This is a genomic window from Streptomyces sp. NBC_01314 (assembly GCF_041435215.1).
Taxonomy (GTDB): domain Bacteria; phylum Actinomycetota; class Actinomycetes; order Streptomycetales; family Streptomycetaceae; genus Streptomyces.
This window is the reverse complement of sequence record NZ_CP108394.1, coordinates 4,682,316-4,697,778: the sequence shown is the minus strand read 5'-3', so window position 1 is coordinate 4,697,778 and position 15,463 is coordinate 4,682,316. Positions and strand designations below refer to the sequence as shown.

Below are 15,463 nucleotides of genomic sequence, written 5' to 3'. Positions count from 1 at the left end.
GAACCCGTAGGACGAACCCCGTAGGCGTGGTCACACGAAGCTGTACGGCGGCAGCGGCCCGCGCAGCCGCAGCTCCACCCCCTCCCCCAGGGCCTCGGCCAGCTCCCCGCCGGCCTCGGCGAACTCGTCCGACTTCTCGTCGGCCACCAGGAAGGAGGCGTTCACGAAGTACTGCTGTGATGGGGGAGAGATCTGCTCGGCCAGGGCGTACGGCCGTAGCGCGGCGAGGGCCTCCTCGCCCAGCGCCCCCTGCCTGCCCTGCACCTCCTGGGCCACGAGTTCGCCGAGGGCCAGGCGGTCGTCGTACGTACCGCCGCCGTCGCGGATCGCCTCGTTCAGCTCACGGGCCTGCGGGGATTCCGTCAGGATGGCGCGCAGGAGGGTGTCCTCGTCCGCCACGCCCTTGACGTTGAACTCCGCGCGCCCGGTGAGTTCGTCGAGGCGCCGGGAGAACGCCTCGGCCCGCTCCTGGAGCAGCGCTTCCACGGCGGCCTCGTCCTGGGCGACGAACCCGAAGCTCAACGGCAGAATGGCGCCGTCGGCCCACAGCTGTTCCTGGACCTCATGGTGCGCCTCCACATCCCGGCGGCTGACCGAGAGGTCCTCGGGGGATTCGCTGACGACGGCGCTCAGCTCGCCGCTGCTGACGGCACGCAGTTCGGCGGGGCCCTCACCGACGCCCTTGACGTCGTCCAGGCCCAGCGGATGCTCCGCCTTGGTGATCGCGTAGACGTACACGGACATCGGCTCGCTCACTCCTCACGGTCCCTGGACGAACGGCGGCTCGCGCCCCGTTCGGAACGCACGCGCTGCCTCTCGCGGCCGGACTCACGCTCGTCGTCCCCGCCGCGCCCCTTGAGCGACTCGGAAACGGCCTCGACCGCGCCCGTGAGCGCACCCTTGCTCTTGCCCCGGGCGCCCGACTCGGTGGTGTCCCCGACGATGTCCGTCAGCTGGGAGGGGGCCTTGCGCCCCGATTCCAGGTCCAGCCGGTTGCACGCCTCCGCGAAGCGCAGATACGTGTCTACGCTGGCCACCACGACCCGGGCGTCGATCTTCAGGATCTCGATGCCCACCAGGGAGACCCGTACGAACGCGTCGATGACGAGACCCCGGTCGAGAACCAGCTCCAGCACGTCGTAGAGGTTCCCCGAACCACCCCCACGGGCGGCACCGGCGCCGCCCTCGCTCTGCGGCACCACAGTCACGATCTCTTCCCTTTCATACGGGAAGCCGTAGGTGAGAGGGCTCAGAGCCGTGGTTCCGGCGACCGGCCGCCAGGTTTCTCCGCATTCACTGGCGGCTGCGGCTCGGCGGCTCAGCGGCCCCGGTCGACCTGTGCGCGCGTGTACCGGCGTCCGCGCTCGTACGCCAGCAGCTTGCCCGCGGGATCCAGAGCGACCCGGTAGGCGGCCATCACACTGGTCGTCTGCGGGACGCGCTCCAGCTCCAGGACCTCGACCTGGGCCTCCCAGCCCTCGTCGGTCGGCTTCAGCGCGGAAACGGACTCGGGAGCGCGGCCCAGCAGCTGGGTGAGCTGCTCGATCGCGCTCCGCATGGCCTCGGGCGCGGAAACCCGTTCCTCGGCGGCGTCGTCCCGCCGCGGCGAGGAACGGCGCTTCTCCGACTCGCGGCCGTTCGTCATCATCACCTTCTCGCTCTCATCCCCTTTATCCGTCCATGTCCATCATTGACCCTTTGTGTGGCATGTGCGAATTGCTGCTCAGCAGGGGGTGCGCGACCGTATGCCCGCGTCGGCGCTCGGAACGGGTTGAGCGGGCGGCGTCAGATAGGTGTGCAGGTGGCCCGCCCCCTCCAGCATCGCCGCCGTGCGCGTGGTCAGGGTGGTGTGGCGGGTCGTGACCGCGGTGCGGAGGGCATCGGTGCCGCCTTCGTGGCGGAGGTCGTCGAGGACGGGGCGGATGTGGTCGAGGAGGTAGTGGTTGCGGCGGAGGGCGAGGATGAAGCGGGCGTCGCGTACCTCGTCGGGTGTGTAGTGGCGGTAGCCGGTGGCGCGTTCGCGGCGGGGGGAGAGGAGGCCGGCGGCCTCCCAGACGCGGAGCGTCGACGTGCGTACGCCGAGCAGCGCGGCGACCTCGCCGATCAGCAGGTCGGCGCCGGGCACGTCGTCCTCGGGGGGCTCCCCCGCCAGCGTCCGAAGCGCCTCGCTCGTCACCCGCAACGACACCCGCTCCGTGTGCAGCGCCGCGTGTGCCGCGTCCACCAGCGCCAGCGCCGCCGGCACGTCTCCCTCGTGCACGGTCCGCATGATCCGCGTCGCCGCCACCGCCCCGTACCCCTTCGACAGCGCCCGGTATGTCAGCAGCGCCCGCCGGTGCGCGTCCCCGAAGACCCGGTACCCCGAGTCCGTGCGCGGCACGGGCGGCAGCACCCCGGCCTCCTCGTAGTTGCGGATCTGCTGCGTGGAGACGCCGGAGAGGCGGGCGAGGTCGACGGGGCGCAGGCGGGCGGAGGCTCGTTCAGGCGGGGGCATCGGGTCGAAGGGTAGGGCGGTCCGCTGTGTGGGGGGAGGGAGTTCTCGGTCGAGGGAGGGGCGGTCGGCTGAGGGCGGAGGCCGGCAGGCTCGTCACCGGCGGTGGTGCGGCGGCCCCTGTGCCTCTATGCGTCCTCCTCGCCCCCCACTCGCAGCAACAGCTTCCCCACGCTCTTGCGGGTGCCCATCAGCCGGTGGGCCTCCGCCGCCTCCGCCAGGCCGAACTCCACGGTCACCGGCAGGGACACCGCCCCGTCGACGACCGTGGCGAAGGCCCGCTCGGCGAGGGTGCGCAGCTCGGCGGGGGCGGACTTGGCGAGGGCGAGGACGGAGAACCCGGAGACGGTCAGGCCGAGGGCGTACAGCTCGGGCTGGCCCACGGCCCACGGCGGCTCCCCGCTCGCGTTGCCGAAGGAGACGAGGCGGCCGAACGGGGCGAGGGAGGCGAGCCCGGCGCGGAGCGTGTCGCCGCCGACGGGGTCGAGCACCAGGTCGACGCCACGGCCTCCGGTCGCGGCCCGCACCTCATCCGTGAAGAACCCGGTGCCGGTGCCGGCGAAGACCTCGTCGTAGCCGTGGTCCAGCGCGTGCTTCGCCTTGGCCGCGTCCGACACGACCCCGTACACCGCCCCCGCGCCCGCCGCCTTGGCCAACTGCCCCGCCACGGTGCCGATCCCGCCCGCCGCGCCCTGCACGAGGACGGTCTCACCGGCCCGCAGCCGCCCCACCGCGTGCACCAGCGCGTACGCCGTCGGCAGCACGGTGGGGAGCGTGGCGCCCGTACGGAGGCCGACGCTCTCGGGCAGCGGGAACACGGTCTGCGCGTCGGCCACCGCCACCTCCGCGTACGCGCCCGTGTCCGTCAGCGCGGTCACCCGCTGCCCGACGCTCAGCCCCGTGACGCCCGCACCGAGCGCACGCACCCGTCCGGAGACCTCCAGGCCGGGGTGGTAGGGAAGCGCCGGGACCCGGTAGCCCTCGGCTCGCGCCTTCAGGTCGGCGAAGTTCACCCCCGCGTACGCCACGTCGACGCTCACCTGGCCGGGCCCCGGTTCGGGGGCCTCCGCCTCCACCACCTTCAGGACCTCGGGGTCGCCGTACTCCTGGAACTCGATCGCGCGCATGCCGGACTCCCGCTCGACTGTTCAATGAAAAGCGAACACTCGCGAGTGTATGGTTCTCGTCGAACACTCTGCAAGAAGCGAACGCTCCGCCAGGAGCGCGAGGGAGGGGCGGACATGGTGGAACGTGCCGGTCACCGGGCGGCCCCCGAGCACACCCACCCCGACGGCGTCCCGGTCCTGACCGCCCTCGCAGCCCTCGCCGATCCCGTACGCGTCGCGCTCGTACGGGAGTTGGCGGGCTCCCCGGTCTGGACGCGCAGCTGCGGCAGTTTCGACGTGCCGGTCGGCAAGGCCGCCCTCAGTCACCACTTCTCGGTGCTCCGCGGCGCCGGACTCGTCGAACAGCGCGACGAGGGCGCCAGGCGCGTCAACCGCCTGCGCCGCGAGGAGTTCGACGCCCGCTTCCCGGGACTGCTCACCCTCGTCCTGCGCGGGGACTGAGACAGCGGCGCGAGGACTGCCACTCCTCGCCGCCTGTTACGCCGTCGCCGCGCCCTTTACTCCGTCCGCTACTCCTCGCCGTCCTTCTTGTCCCGCTTCTCGCCCTTCTTCTCCTCCTCCTGCCGCTTCAGTTCCTCCTCGCGGCGGCGGAGGTCGGCCTCCCAGCTCTTGAGGAGGGACTCGTCCTTCTTGTTGTCCTCGGCGAGGGACTTCAGGAACTCGGGGTTGTCGTCGGGGGCGACGTACTCCGTGCGGTGGTCGCGGTGCCACTCGGAGGGCGTGCGTCCGCCCTCGGGGGCGTTGCGCAGCTTGCCGGCGGCGAGCCAGGCGATGGGGCCGACGATCCAGAAGAGCAGGATGATGAAGACCCAGGCGATCTTCGGCAGGTGCTTCGCCTCGTCCTCGGGGGTGTTGAGGCAGTCGATGAACGCGTAGATCGTCAGCGCCAACGGCACGAGATACAGCAACACCCTGAGCATGGAAGAGCCCCCTGAAAGCGGTGGCGGGCCGGACGACCGGCCGCCGGGAACGACGGCGGAGCCGCGCGCGGGGCCCCGTGACGGGGTCAGGGTAGCCCCTCGGGGATACTTGGCCCCATGGCTTACGACGATCTTCGCTCCCTGCTCCGCGCACTGGAGCGCGAGGGCGATCTCAAGCGCATCAAGGCCGAAGTCGACCCCTACCTGGAGGTGGGGGAGATCGTCGACCGGGTCAACAAGACCGGCGGCCCCGCCCTGCTCTTCGAGAACGTGAAGGGCTCCTCGATGCCCCTCGCGATGAACGTCTTCGGCACGGACCGCCGCCTGCTGAAGGCCCTCGGCCTCAAGTCGTACGGCGAGATCAGCGAGAAGATCGGCGGCCTGCTCAAGCCCGAGCTGCCCCACGGCTTCGTGGGCGTGCGCGAGGCGTTCGGGAAGCTCGGCGCGATGGCGCACGTCCCGCCGAAGAAGGTGAAGGCGGACAGTGCCCCCGTCCAGGAGGTGGTCCTCAGGGGTGACGAGGTGGATCTGGAGCAGCTGCCGGCGCTGTTCACCTGGCCGAAGGACGGCGGCTCCTTCTTCAACCTCGGCCTCACCCACACCAAGCACCCCGAGACCGGCATCCGCAATCTCGGCCTCTACCGGCTCCAGCGCCACGACAAGCGCACCATCGGTATGCACTGGCAGATCCACAAGGACAGCCGCAACCACTACCAGGTGGCCGCCAAGCGCGGCGAGCGCCTGCCGGTCGCCATCGCCTTCGGCTGCCCGCCCGCCGTGACGTACGCCTCCACGGCCCCGCTGCCCGGTGACATCGACGAGTACCTGTTCGCCGGGTTCGTCTCGGGGAAGCGGATCGAGATGGTCGACTGCAAGACGGTGCCGCTGCAGGTGCCGGCGCAGGCGGAGGTCGTGATCGAGGGCTGGCTGGAGCCCGGCGAGATGCTGCCCGAGGGCCCGTTCGGCGACCACACCGGCTTCTACACCCCGCAGGAACCGTTCCCCGCCCTGACGATCGACTGCGTGACGATGCGGAAGCGGCCGTTGCTCCAGTCGATCGTCGTCGGCCGCCCGCCGACGGAGGACGGGCCCCTGGGCCGCGCGACGGAACGCTTCTTCCTGCCACTGCTGAAGATCATCGTCCCGGACATCGTGGACTACCACCTCCCCGAGGCCGGCGGCTTCCACAACTGCGCGATCATCTCGATCGACAAGAAGTACCCCAAGCACGCGCAGAAGGTCATGCACGCGATCTGGGGCGCCCACATGATGTCCCTGACCAAGCTGATCGTGGTGGTCGACTCCGACTGCGACGTCCACGACCTCCACGAGGTCGCCTGGCGCGCCCTCGGCAACACGGACTACGCCCGCGACCTCTCGGTGGTCGAGGGCCCGGTGGACCACCTGGACCATGCCTCCTACCAGCAGTTCTGGGGCGGCAAGGCGGGCATCGACGCCACGAAGAAGTGGACCGAGGAGGGCTACACCCGGGACGGGGGCTGGCCCGACATGGTCGAGTCGGACCCGGCCACGGCGGCCCTGGTCGACCGCCGCTGGAAGGAGTACGGCCTGTGAGCAGCGCCTCCGCCGCGATCCCGCAGCCGGGCCGGACGAAGGCCTTCCTGCGGCTGGTGATGATCGAGCACTCGGTCTTCGCGCTCCCCTTCGCGTACATCGCCGCGCTCACCGCCATGTTCCGGCTGGACGGCAACATCCACTGGGCCCGGCTGCTCCTCGTCACCATCTGCATGGTGGGCCTGCGGACGTTCGCGATGGCCGTGAACAGGATCATCGACCGCGAGATCGATGCCCGTAACCCGCGTACGGCCCACCGTGAGCTGGTGACGGGCGCGATGTCGGTGCGCCACGCCTGGGCGGGCGCGCTGATCGCGGTCGTCGTCTTCCTCGGCTCGGCGGCGCTGCTGAACCCGCTCTGCCTGGCGCTCGCCCCCGTCGCCGTGATCCCGATGGTCGTCTACCCCTACGGCAAACGCTTCACGAACTACCCCCAGGCCATCCTGGGCCTCGCGCAGGCCATGGGGCCGGTGGGCGGGTGGCTCGCGATCACGGGTACCTGGTCCTGGGACGCGGTCGTCCTCGGTCTGGCCGTCGGCATCTGGATCGGTGGCTTCGACCTCATCTACGCCTGCCAGGACGTCGACTCCGACCGCGAGTCCGGCGTCCTGTCGGTCCCGGCCCGCTTCGGCATCCCGGCGGCGGTGTGGGCGGCGCGCGTCTGCCACGCCCTGACTACAGCGCTGTTCGTCTGGTACGCCGTCCTCACCGACGCGGGTGCCTTCCTCTGGCTGGGCCTGGCGATCGTCGCGGGCGCGTTCGTGTACGAGCACACGATCGTGCGGCCGCACGACCTGTCCCGCCTGAACCGGGCGTTCTTCAGCGTCAACGGGTTCATCGGCATTGCCCTGTTCGTGTGTGCGCTGCTGGATCTTCTGGTTCGCGGTCTGACCCTCTGATTACCGTCGGCCTACCATCGAGAGCAGGACCCCAGGGAGGCCAGCGTGACCGTCTCGGGCATTGACCGCCTGCACTCGCAGCTCAGCCGGTTCGAGGACATGTTCCCCGGCCATCTGACGGAGATTGTCGAGGGCAGCATCATGATGAGTCCGGTCAAGCCGCACCACGCGGAGACCATCCGACTGGTGTGGAACACCCTGCGGGAGCAGGTGGCCGAGGAATGGGGCTTCACCAGCGATGTCGCCTTCCCCTTCGACGAGGAGAACGAGTTCTGCCCCGACTTGGCGATCATTCCCACGGTGGAGGTGGCGAAGAACGACGGCGCGTACTCACCCGACCTCATCGAGCTTGTCGTCGAGGTCGTGTCCCAGGGCAGCATCCGCCGTGACTATGAACTCAAGCCCCGCTGGTACGCCTCTCGCGGTATCGCCAACTATCTGGTTTTCGACCCGCTCAAAGGCCACTGCGTCACGATGTGGAACCCCGGCCCCGACGGCTACCGGGGCCGCGACACCATCCCTTACGGCATCGACCTCACCGTCGACTCCCCGTTGGGCAAGCTGACGTTCGCCACCGCCCGCCTCCCCGTGGACCCCAAGGCGCGCCCTACGCGCTGAGCGCCCCGCGGGGCTCGCGGCGCCGGAACAGGAACGCCGCCACCACCCCCGTCACCAGCCCGATCAGATGGCCCTGCCAACTGATGCCGGTCTCCGTGGGGGCGATGCCGCCGAGGATCGCGCCGCCCCAGACCGCGGCCACCAGCACCCCCACCGCGACCCCCAGCAGCCGCCGCTCGACGAAGCCGGTGACGACGAGGAAGCCGAAGAGGCCGAAGACGACGCCGGACGCCCCCGCCGTGTTCGTGTTGTCCGGGGACATCAGCCAGACACCCATCCCGTCGGCGACGATGATCAGCGCACAGACGGCGACGAACCGGCGCAGCCCGCCCAGCGCCGCGAGAAACCCCAGCACCAGCAGCGGCACGCTGTTCGCCGCGACATGGCCGAAGCCGAAGTGGATGAACGAGGCCGGCACGACATCGACCAGCTCCGGCACCGAACGCGGCACGATCCCGAACTCGTCCAGCGAGTGCCCCGTCGCCACATCGATCACTTCGAGCAGCCACAGCAACGCCACCCAGCCCACCATGAGCTTGGCAGCGGCCTTCGCGCGGTCCCCGCGCGACCACTTCCGTTCCGGGCTCAGCGCCCCACGTACTCCACCAGCCATGTCGAACCCCCGAGTCAACTCGTCCCTCCGGGAAACGGCCGTGCCCCCTTGACCGGTTCCCGTTCCGCGGCGCCGGATAGGCTCGGTGTCGTGAACCCAGTCAAGCCAGGAGAGACGCCGCGTACGCCTTGGATCGTAGGGGTGTCCGGCGCATCCGGCACCCCATACGCCGCGGCGGTGCTGCGCGCGCTCCTCGCCGCAGGCGAGAGCGTCGACCTCGTGGTGTCCCGGGCCTCGCGGCTGACCCTGCTGGACGAGACGGGAATCTCCTTCCGCGATGCCCACTGGCGCGACGACCTGCGGGAATGGCTGTCCCACGGTGCCGACGGCAAACCCGGCACGTTCACCGTGGACCTCGACGGCGACCGCGTCCGGCACTGGAGCGCCGGCGACCTGGCCGCCGGACCGTCCTCGGGTTCGTACCCCGTCAAGGGGATGCTGATCGTCCCCGCGTCGACGGCGTGCGTCGCGGGCGTGGCCCTGGGGCTCTCCAAGGACCTGCTGCAGCGGGCGGCGAGCGTGACCCTCAAGGAGGGCCGGCGCCTCGTGGTCGCCGTACGCGAGACCCCGCTGAACGGACAGACCCTGCGACATCTGGTGACCCTGGACGAGGCGGGCGCGACCGTACTGCCCGCGTCACCGGCCTTCTACGCGGGAGCCACACACATCCAGGACCTGGTGGACTTCGTCGCCGGACGGGCGCTGGACGCGGCGGGCGTCCCGCACACCCTGTACCGGCGCTGGGAGGGCGACGTGGGCGGGGCGCGCGCTTCCCACACCCCCACCTGAGCGCCGTACACGCTCACCTCTCGCCCCGTACCACTCTCACGCGGCACCCACGACACCACTCTCACGCAGCACCCACAACGCAACTCTTCAGCGGAAGGCAACCGATCGCATGGACGCGGTGGACAGGCAGCTCATCCAGGCCCTGAGGGAGAACGGCCGGGCCTCCTACGCGGAGCTGGGACGCCTCGTCGGTCTGTCGGGACCCAGTGTCACCGACCGCATCAACCGGCTGGAGGCGGCCGGTGTCATCACCGGTTATCGCGCCACCGTCGACGCGGCCTCCCTCGGCCTCGGCGTGACCGCGCTCATCGGCATCTCCCTCTCCGACGCCGCCGACCACGAGGACGTGGCGCACCGGCTGCGGGACCTGGCCGAGATCGAGGACTGCTGGTTCATCGCGGGCGACGACTCGTTCATGCTCAAGGTGCGCGCCCCCGACGTCGACGGCCTGGAGAAGACCATCCGCCGGCTCTCCGGCACGAAGGGTGTCTCCCGGACCCGTACGACGATCGTGCTCTCCACGAAGTGGGAGAACCGGGTGGGTGAGCTGCCCGAGGAGGAGTAGGGGAGTAGACGTAGGGTTGACGAGGTCTTCGAGGTACGCAGGGTACGCAGGCAGGTCGGTCGGTGAAAGGTGTGGGCATGGACGTCGGGCTCAAGCGCGAGCTGGAGGAGAAGGTCCGTTCCGGTGAGCGGCTGACCCGCGAGGACGGCATCGCGCTGTACGAGTCGGACGACCTGGCCTGGCTGGGCGGGCTGGCGCACGAGGTGCGGACGCGGAAGAACGGCGACGTCGTCCACTTCAACGTCAACCGCCACCTCAACATGACCAACGTGTGCACGGCGTCGTGCGCGTACTGCTCCTTCCAGCGCAAGCCGGGGGAGAAGGACGCGTACACGATGCGCATCGAGGAGGCGGTGAAGCTCGCCAAGGCGATGGAGGGCGAGAGCCTCACCGAGCTGCACATCGTCAACGGCCTGCACCCGAACCTCCCGTGGCGCTACTACCCGCGCTCGCTGAAGGAGCTGAAGGCCGCCCTCCCGAACGTGTCGATGAAGGCCTTCACGGCCACGGAGATCCACCACTTCGAGACGATCAGCGGCCTGTCGGCGTCGGAGATCCTGGACGAGCTGATCGACGCCGGTCTCGAATCCCTCACCGGCGGCGGCGCGGAGATCTTCGACTGGGAGGTCCGGCAGCACATCGTCGACCACCGCACCCACTGGGAGGACTGGTCGCGGATCCACCGCCTCGCGCACGAGAAGGGTCTCAAGACCCCCTGCACGATGCTCTACGGCCACATCGAGGAGCCGCGCCACCGGGTGGACCACGTCCTGCGCCTGCGTGAGCTGCAGGACGAGACCGGCGGCTTCCAGGTCTTCATCCCCCTGCGCTACCAGCACGACTTCGTGGACATGCAGGACGGCAAGGTACGCAACCGCCTCCAGGCCCGCACCCAGATGGCCACGGGCGCGGAGGCGCTGAAGACCTTCGCGGTCTCCCGCCTCCTCTTCGACAACGTCCCCCACGTCAAGGTCTTCTGGGTCATGCACGGCGTCCAGACGGCCCAGCTGGCGCTGCAGCACGGCGCCGACGACATGGACGGCTCGGTCGTCGAGTACAAGATCACCCACGACGCGGACAACTACGGCACGCCGAACAAGCTGACCCGCGAGGACCTGTTGGACCTCATCCGCGACGCGGGCTTCCGCCCGGTGGAACGCAACACGAGGTACGAGATCATCCGCGAGTACGACGGCCCGGACCCGGCGCGGAGGGAATCCCCCCAGCCGATGCGGGTCTGATCCGGCCGGTTCTTCGACTGCGGGTGAGTGGGGGCTGGTCGCGCAGTTCCCCGCGCCCCCAAGGGCCTACGGCCCTTTCGGCCCGAAAAAGCACGGGGCGCAGCCCCTGGAGGAAGGGACGGGTAGGGGCGGCGGGGGCGAATCCCTCTTGAGGCGACCCGCACGTAATGGCTACGGTCACTCCATGCCCCTTACGTTCCACCTGGACCCACCCCTCACCCCCACCCTCCACGAAGGCATCCTCACCCTCTGGACAGCCGTCTCCAACGCCGGCGGAGCCGTGGGCTTCGTCCCCCCGGTCACTCCGGAGGTCATACGCCCGGAACTCCTCAAGCACCTGATCGCCATGGCAGAAGGCAGACACCGCCTCCTCCTCGGCCTCGACGACCACGGCACCCCCACCGCCACCGCCTTCTTCAGCTTCAACACCCACCGCCTGATGACCCACTGGGTCTGGCTGTACACGGTGATGGTCCACCCCGCCCACCAGGGCAGGGGCTACGGCCGCGACCTCATGAGGGCGGCCGAATCCGCGGCCCGCGGCTTCGACGGCATAGACGCCATCCGCCTCGGCTGCCGAGGCGGCCTCGGCCTGGAACACTTCTACGCCTCCTGCGGCTACAAGGAGGTCGGCCGCGTCCCCGACGCCATCCGCGTGGCCCCCGACGACCACCGCGACGACATCACGATGCTCCTGCCGCTGACCTGAGGCCGGCCCGGCGGGGCGCCCGCACCCCCCTGCAAGATCGCATGCCGACCGTGCTTCACTGGACGATGCCCTTCGGCAACGTTCGGAACGGAAACGGAAGAGTGGATTGAGATGCTCCGCTACACACTGATGCGCCTCGGTATCTTCGTGGGCTGCTTCGTGGTCGTCTGGGCCCTCGTCTACTCCGGCATCGCCCCGCGCGGCCTCGGCGCCTCCAACGGCATGTGGATCGTCGTCCTCTCCCTCCTGGTCTCCGCGCCGATCAGCTTCGTGGCGCTCCGCAAGGAGCGCGACAGGGCCTCCGCCCGGATCGCCCCCCGCCTCGACCGCTCCATCGACCGCGTCAAGTCCAACCTCGCGGCCAACCGCAGCCAGGAGGACGAGGTCGACGACGAGGCGAGGACGCAGAGCCCGGAGACGGCCGAGACCGCCGGGAACGGCGAGAGCGGCGAGGCCGCCGAGAGTGCCGAGCCGGCCAAGGCCGCCCAGCCGGCATCCGGCAAGGCTTCGTAGCACCGCACGCAGCACCGCACGCAGACCCCGCCCGACGCGTGGGTCCGTCCCCGCCGTCCGAACCGTACGCTTGCCCGTATGGGTGCTGTGAAGAGCAAACGGATGCCCCGCGCGGTGCGGGAACAACAGATGCTGGACGCGGCGGTGCGGACGTTCGGGCAGCGCGGTTACCGGGCCGCGTCGATGGACGAGATCGCCGAACTGGCGGGTGTGTCCAAGCCGTTGGTGTACCTGTACCTGAACTCCAAGGAAGACCTCTTCACGGCCTGCATCCGCCGCGAGACCAAGGCGCTGACCACCGCCGTACGCGCCGGCGTGAACCCCGAACTGCCCGCCGACCGCCAACTCTGGGAAGGGCTGCGGGCGTTCTTCACACACACCGGGCGCAACCCGGACGCCTGGGCCGTGCTGCACCTCCAGGCCCGTACGCACGGCGAGCCGTTCGCCGCCGAAGTGGCGGCGATGCGTGAGGAGATGGTCGCGTTCGTGACCGGGCTGATCCTGGCCGGCGCCCGGGAGGCCCGCCGCGACCCGTCGCTGCCCGAGCGCGAGGTCGCCGGTCTCGCCGAGGGCCTCGTCGGCGCCGCCGAGGCCCTCGCCGCCTGGGCCAACGCCACCCCCGGCATCACCGCCCGCCAGGCCGCCGCGACCCTGATGAACTTCGCGTGGGCGGGGCTGGGAGACCTGATGGAGGGGCGCCCCTGGACACCGCCGCCGCCCGTTGAAGAGCCCGGGGAGTGACGGCTGTGGGGCGGGTGCGGGTGGTGTGTTACGCCGCCCCCCACTTCCGCAACGTGGGCGCCACCCGCTGCCGCCCCACCCGGTACAGCGACTTCGCCCCGCTACGGGCCACACGGCGGACCACGGCCTTGACACGGCCCGCGTCACCCGTGGTGAGCGGTGCAGAGAGGGGCCGGCCCTTCTCGTCGAGGCCGTGGCGCTGGAGGAGGTCACCGAGGTAGAGGCTCGCGCGCTGGGGCGTGTAGTAGGGGCGGAGCGGCGGCAGGGGCCCGGCGACACGGAGCGCGGCGACGCGGGCGCGGGCGGCGGCGTACGGGTCGGACTTGCCGATGCCCTGGGCCGCCGACCAGACCGGGTCGGGCTGCGGCAGCGCCCCCGCGTCGATGTCGTCCCAGGAGGCGAGGCAGCCGGAGTGGAGGAAATAGTGGTTGCCATGGGCCTCGCGGACACCGAAGTCGGTGAGGATCGCGGTGGGGATGCCCCGGTGCATCGACTCCAGCGCGGCCGTGGAGCTGACCGTCACCAGCAGGTCGGTACGGTCGAGAACCTCGCCCATGTTGCCGTAGACGAGCCGGAGGTTGGCCGGCGCGGTCTCGGCCAGCTGCTCGACGAGGAGCTGGTACGGGTCTGCCTCGACGTGGGTGGTCGCCTCGCCGGGCAGGCTGCGCAGCTTGACCAGCACCTCACGGTCGGGGTGCCGGCGGGCGTGTGCGGCGGCCCGTTCGAGCAGCGCCAGCCGGGACGCCTTCCCCTTCGGCACGGAGGGCTGCACGGCGAACGTCAGTGTGAACGGCCGCTCCCCGGAGGCCGACGGCAGATACGGGTCACCCCCGAGGAACGGCAGCGCGCACTCCACGACCGTGTCCGGGTCGACGCCCACGCTCGTGAACGCCTTCCGGAAGCGGCCCGCGTCGTACGCCGAGTTGGCGAGGACGACGTCACTGCCGGCACGGGTCATCAGCCCGTCGACCATCTTCTCGTAGACGACACCGACGTACCCGGTGACGGTGATGGGCCGCCGCTCCCGCCCGTCCCACGCCAGCCCCAGGCTGTGCGTGAGCGTGAGGACCGTACCGCCCAGCAGCGCCATCACCACGATGTCGGCGGCGGCCAGCTCCTGGTCGTCGACCAGCTCTGCGGCGGACACCTCGCGCCGGGTGTCGGGGACGATCCCGATCTCGGCGAGCTGCCGCTCGGTCGGGGTCGACCGACCGCTCAGGAAGTACGCGTCGAGCGCGTGCCCGGGTGCGAGCTGCTGAGCCACGGCCGCGCCCCATTTCCAGCGGGTGTCCGAGTCGGCGAGTACGGCGATGCGTCTGGGAGGCATGGCTCAGGGCCCTTCCTGGCGTGAAGCGTCCGGCGCGCGACCCGGTTCGGCATGTTCGCGCGGTGCGGAGAGATTAAGAAGAATTCCTGAGTGTCGGATGGGCGTTTTGTCGCGAAGTCCGGGCGGAGTCTGTCCGTCCGCTGCGTCGCACGTCTCAACTACCTTGATTTGCAAGCGACTTGACCGAAAGACCCGGTGATCTCCGCCGTCTGCGCGTCGAGAAGAGTTCGAATGATGTTCACGTGTGCTCAGGCAACGAGCGGGTACACGTGGCCCTTCACATGGACCCTCGGGCGGACCCGTTCCCCGCCCGGTCCGGGGGCGTCGCCGCTCCGCAGTTCGAAGCCGCCCCACGCCTCGCCGTCCGCCGCGTACGTCACCGCGCCCGGCAGCGGTACCGGGGCCCGGAACTCCGCGCGGACGAGGGTCGCCGGGGGCGTGCCGTGCTCGGCGAGACAGCGGGCCACGGTCCACATGCCGTGCGCGATCGCCCGGGGGAAACCGAACAGGCGGGCGCCGAACGGATGCAGATGGATCGGATTGCGGTCCCCGGACACCGCCCCGTACCGCCGCCCCACATCCCCGGCCAAGCGCCACTCGGCGACGGCGGGCAACGGCTTCCGCTCCTCCCGCGTCCGCTCACTCCCATCGGCGCGAGGATCCTCACTCCCGCCGGCGCGCGCATCCTCACTCCTGCCGGGGTGCGGGTCCTCACCCCCGCCGGGGTGCGCATCCTCGCCACGCCGTGCGCGAGAGTCCTCGCTCCGCCGGTGCCGGGCGAGATACGTGCTCCGTGACTCCCAGGCGACCCCGCCCGCGTCCTCGGCCCCGTCCCGTACCTCGGTCACCACCGTCGCCTCGGTGCCCCGCCGATGGGGCGCCAGTTGGTCGACGTACACGGTGATCTCGTACTCCCCGGTGGCGGGCAGTCGGCGTCGCCGGGTGATCTCGATCGACGTGTGCACGAGCCCGAGGAGGGGCAGCGGGAAGTCCCGGCCGGCCATGATCCGCATGGCGAGCGGAAAGCCGAGGACGTGCGGGTAGGTCAGCGGAACGGCGTCCTCCCCGGTGGGGAACCCGCAGACGCGCTCGTACGCGGCGAGCCGGGCGAGGTCGATCCGGACGCCGGGGAGGACGAGCCGGGCGAACCGGCCGGGGGACGTGGACCGGGAGGCCGCGCCGGAGTCACGGCCGGTGTCGGCGTCGGCGGCGTACCGGGCGGCCACGCGCGGGAGCTTGAGGCTCTTGCACGGCGAGAGGAGGGCGCCCCGGGCGAGAAGGGGACTGAGGGCGGGCCGGTCGGTGAGGGTGAGGGTGTGCATCGGGCGCATCGGA

At 70.7% G+C, this 15,463-nt stretch carries 19 protein-coding genes; 10 read left to right on the top strand and 9 right to left on the bottom strand.

Annotated elements, in window-relative coordinates; translation table 11 throughout:
• Positions 1 to 30: 30 nt before the first annotated feature.
• The 5 genes from OG622_RS20595 to OG622_RS20575 all read right to left on the bottom strand — a co-directional run bounded on the left by OG622_RS20595 (position 31) and on the right by OG622_RS20575 (position 3,618).
• Positions 31 to 744, bottom strand: a complete 714-nt coding sequence (locus tag OG622_RS20595) for a GvpL/GvpF family gas vesicle protein (RefSeq protein ID WP_371577948.1) — start codon at positions 742 to 744, stop codon at positions 31 to 33.
• Between the two features lie 8 nt (positions 745 to 752).
• Positions 753 to 1,208, bottom strand: coding sequence for a gas vesicle structural protein GvpA (locus OG622_RS20590; protein WP_371577947.1), 456 nt, complete (start codon positions 1,206 to 1,208; stop codon positions 753 to 755).
• Between the two features lie 110 nt (positions 1,209 to 1,318).
• A complete protein-coding gene (locus OG622_RS20585; RefSeq protein ID WP_371577946.1) occupies positions 1,319 to 1,645 on the bottom strand; it encodes a gas vesicle protein in 327 nt (108 codons plus the stop codon).
• 78 nt (positions 1,646 to 1,723) lie between these two features.
• A complete protein-coding gene (locus tag OG622_RS20580) occupies positions 1,724 to 2,494 on the bottom strand; it encodes a MerR family transcriptional regulator (RefSeq protein WP_371577944.1) in 771 nt (256 codons plus the stop codon).
• Between the two features lie 125 nt (positions 2,495 to 2,619).
• Positions 2,620 to 3,618 carry a zinc-binding alcohol dehydrogenase family protein gene (locus OG622_RS20575; RefSeq protein ID WP_371577942.1) on the bottom strand — a complete coding sequence of 333 codons (999 nt, stop codon included), beginning with the start codon at positions 3,616 to 3,618 and terminating at the stop codon, positions 2,620 to 2,622.
• 114 nt (positions 3,619 to 3,732) lie between these two features.
• Here OG622_RS20575 and OG622_RS20570 point away from each other — a divergent pair, with 114 nt between their 5' ends.
• Positions 3,733 to 4,059, top strand: coding sequence for an ArsR/SmtB family transcription factor (locus tag OG622_RS20570; protein ID WP_371577941.1), 327 nt, complete (start codon positions 3,733 to 3,735; stop codon positions 4,057 to 4,059).
• Between the two features lie 68 nt (positions 4,060 to 4,127).
• Here the strand turns inward: OG622_RS20570 and OG622_RS20565 are convergent, their stop codons facing one another.
• Complete coding sequence (locus OG622_RS20565) at positions 4,128 to 4,538, bottom strand: PLD nuclease N-terminal domain-containing protein (protein ID WP_371577939.1); 411 nt, start codon at positions 4,536 to 4,538, stop codon at positions 4,128 to 4,130.
• Positions 4,539 to 4,655: 117 nt separating this feature from the next.
• Between OG622_RS20565 and OG622_RS20560 the strand changes: the two genes are divergently transcribed.
• Genes OG622_RS20560 through OG622_RS20550 form a run of 3 tightly spaced genes read left to right on the top strand, consistent with a single transcriptional unit; the run spans position 4,656 to position 7,630 of the window.
• Positions 4,656 to 6,113 (top strand): menaquinone biosynthesis decarboxylase, encoded by a 1,458-nt coding sequence (locus OG622_RS20560; protein ID WP_371577937.1) that lies wholly within the window; start codon positions 4,656 to 4,658, stop codon positions 6,111 to 6,113.
• Positions 6,110 to 7,012, top strand: coding sequence for a menaquinone biosynthesis prenyltransferase MqnP (gene mqnP / locus OG622_RS20555; protein ID WP_371577934.1), 903 nt, complete (start codon positions 6,110 to 6,112; stop codon positions 7,010 to 7,012). The genes OG622_RS20560 and mqnP overlap by 4 nt, the downstream gene beginning before the upstream one ends.
• A gap of 45 nt (positions 7,013 to 7,057) precedes the next feature.
• Positions 7,058 to 7,630, top strand: coding sequence for a Uma2 family endonuclease (locus OG622_RS20550; protein ID WP_371577932.1), 573 nt, complete (start codon positions 7,058 to 7,060; stop codon positions 7,628 to 7,630).
• Here OG622_RS20550 and OG622_RS20545 read toward each other — a convergent pair.
• Complete coding sequence (locus OG622_RS20545) at positions 7,620 to 8,243, bottom strand: rhomboid family intramembrane serine protease (protein WP_371577931.1); 624 nt, start codon at positions 8,241 to 8,243, stop codon at positions 7,620 to 7,622. The two genes, OG622_RS20550 and OG622_RS20545, sit on opposite strands and share 11 nt — an antisense overlap.
• 90 nt (positions 8,244 to 8,333) lie before the next feature.
• Between OG622_RS20545 and OG622_RS20540 the strand changes: the two genes are divergently transcribed.
• The 6 genes from OG622_RS20540 to OG622_RS20515 all read left to right on the top strand — a co-directional run bounded on the left by OG622_RS20540 (position 8,334) and on the right by OG622_RS20515 (position 12,801).
• Positions 8,334 to 9,032, top strand: coding sequence for a UbiX family flavin prenyltransferase (locus OG622_RS20540; RefSeq protein WP_371577929.1), 699 nt, complete (start codon positions 8,334 to 8,336; stop codon positions 9,030 to 9,032).
• Positions 9,033 to 9,141: 109 nt separating this feature from the next.
• Entirely contained in the window at positions 9,142 to 9,597 is a 456-nt protein-coding gene (locus tag OG622_RS20535) for an Lrp/AsnC family transcriptional regulator (RefSeq protein WP_371577927.1), read from the top strand.
• Positions 9,598 to 9,674: 77 nt separating this feature from the next.
• The gene (gene mqnE / locus OG622_RS20530) at positions 9,675 to 10,838 is read left to right on the top strand and encodes an aminofutalosine synthase MqnE (protein ID WP_371577926.1); all 1,164 of its coding nucleotides are present in this window, start codon (positions 9,675 to 9,677) and stop codon (positions 10,836 to 10,838) included.
• 184 nt (positions 10,839 to 11,022) lie between these two features.
• Positions 11,023 to 11,547 carry an N-acetyltransferase family protein gene (locus OG622_RS20525; protein ID WP_371577925.1) on the top strand — a complete coding sequence of 175 codons (525 nt, stop codon included), beginning with the start codon at positions 11,023 to 11,025 and terminating at the stop codon, positions 11,545 to 11,547.
• Positions 11,548 to 11,658: 111 nt separating this feature from the next.
• On the top strand, positions 11,659 to 12,060 hold the full coding sequence (locus tag OG622_RS20520; RefSeq protein WP_371577923.1) for a DUF4229 domain-containing protein: 402 nt from the start codon (positions 11,659 to 11,661) through the stop codon (positions 12,058 to 12,060).
• Between the two features lie 78 nt (positions 12,061 to 12,138).
• Positions 12,139 to 12,801 carry a TetR/AcrR family transcriptional regulator gene (locus tag OG622_RS20515; protein ID WP_371577921.1) on the top strand — a complete coding sequence of 221 codons (663 nt, stop codon included), beginning with the start codon at positions 12,139 to 12,141 and terminating at the stop codon, positions 12,799 to 12,801.
• 28 nt (positions 12,802 to 12,829) lie between these two features.
• Here OG622_RS20515 and OG622_RS20510 read toward each other — a convergent pair whose 3' ends face one another.
• Positions 12,830 to 14,128: a DUF6716 putative glycosyltransferase gene (locus OG622_RS20510; RefSeq protein WP_371577919.1), complete on the bottom strand. Its 1,299-nt coding sequence runs from the start codon at positions 14,126 to 14,128 to the stop codon at positions 12,830 to 12,832.
• A gap of 248 nt (positions 14,129 to 14,376) precedes the next feature.
• Positions 14,377 to 15,459, bottom strand: a complete 1,083-nt coding sequence (locus OG622_RS20505; protein ID WP_371577917.1) for a MaoC/PaaZ C-terminal domain-containing protein — start codon at positions 15,457 to 15,459, stop codon at positions 14,377 to 14,379.
• Between the last annotated feature and the right edge of the window lie 4 nt (positions 15,460 to 15,463).

What these genes read in the sequence shown, in the direction of transcription:
- OG622_RS20520 (WP_371577923.1), top strand. Translation starts at nt 11,659, where the DNA reads ATGCTCCGCTACACACTGATGCGCCTCGGTATCTTCGTGGGCTGCTTC.
- OG622_RS20535 (WP_371577927.1), top strand. Translation starts at nt 9,142, where the DNA reads ATGGACGCGGTGGACAGGCAGCTCATCCAGGCCCTGAGGGAGAACGGC.
- OG622_RS20570 (WP_371577941.1), top strand. Translation starts at nt 3,733, where the DNA reads ATGGTGGAACGTGCCGGTCACCGGGCGGCCCCCGAGCACACCCACCCC.
- OG622_RS20565 (WP_371577939.1), bottom strand. Translation starts at nt 4,538, where the DNA reads ATGCTCAGGGTGTTGCTGTATCTCGTGCCGTTGGCGCTGACGATCTAC.
- OG622_RS20560 (WP_371577937.1), top strand. Translation starts at nt 4,656, where the DNA reads ATGGCTTACGACGATCTTCGCTCCCTGCTCCGCGCACTGGAGCGCGAG.
- OG622_RS20525 (WP_371577925.1), top strand. Translation starts at nt 11,023, where the DNA reads ATGCCCCTTACGTTCCACCTGGACCCACCCCTCACCCCCACCCTCCAC.
- OG622_RS20575 (WP_371577942.1), bottom strand. Translation starts at nt 3,618, where the DNA reads ATGCGCGCGATCGAGTTCCAGGAGTACGGCGACCCCGAGGTCCTGAAG.
- OG622_RS20580 (WP_371577944.1), bottom strand. Translation starts at nt 2,494, where the DNA reads ATGCCCCCGCCTGAACGAGCCTCCGCCCGCCTGCGCCCCGTCGACCTC.
- OG622_RS20545 (WP_371577931.1), bottom strand. Translation starts at nt 8,243, where the DNA reads ATGGCTGGTGGAGTACGTGGGGCGCTGAGCCCGGAACGGAAGTGGTCG.
- OG622_RS20505 (WP_371577917.1), bottom strand. Translation starts at nt 15,459, where the DNA reads ATGCGCCCGATGCACACCCTCACCCTCACCGACCGGCCCGCCCTCAGT.
- OG622_RS20510 (WP_371577919.1), bottom strand. Translation starts at nt 14,128, where the DNA reads ATGCCTCCCAGACGCATCGCCGTACTCGCCGACTCGGACACCCGCTGG.
- mqnE (WP_371577926.1), top strand. Translation starts at nt 9,675, where the DNA reads ATGGACGTCGGGCTCAAGCGCGAGCTGGAGGAGAAGGTCCGTTCCGGT.
- OG622_RS20515 (WP_371577921.1), top strand. Translation starts at nt 12,139, where the DNA reads ATGGGTGCTGTGAAGAGCAAACGGATGCCCCGCGCGGTGCGGGAACAA.
- OG622_RS20595 (WP_371577948.1), bottom strand. Translation starts at nt 744, where the DNA reads ATGTCCGTGTACGTCTACGCGATCACCAAGGCGGAGCATCCGCTGGGC.
- OG622_RS20585 (WP_371577946.1), bottom strand. Translation starts at nt 1,645, where the DNA reads ATGACGAACGGCCGCGAGTCGGAGAAGCGCCGTTCCTCGCCGCGGCGG.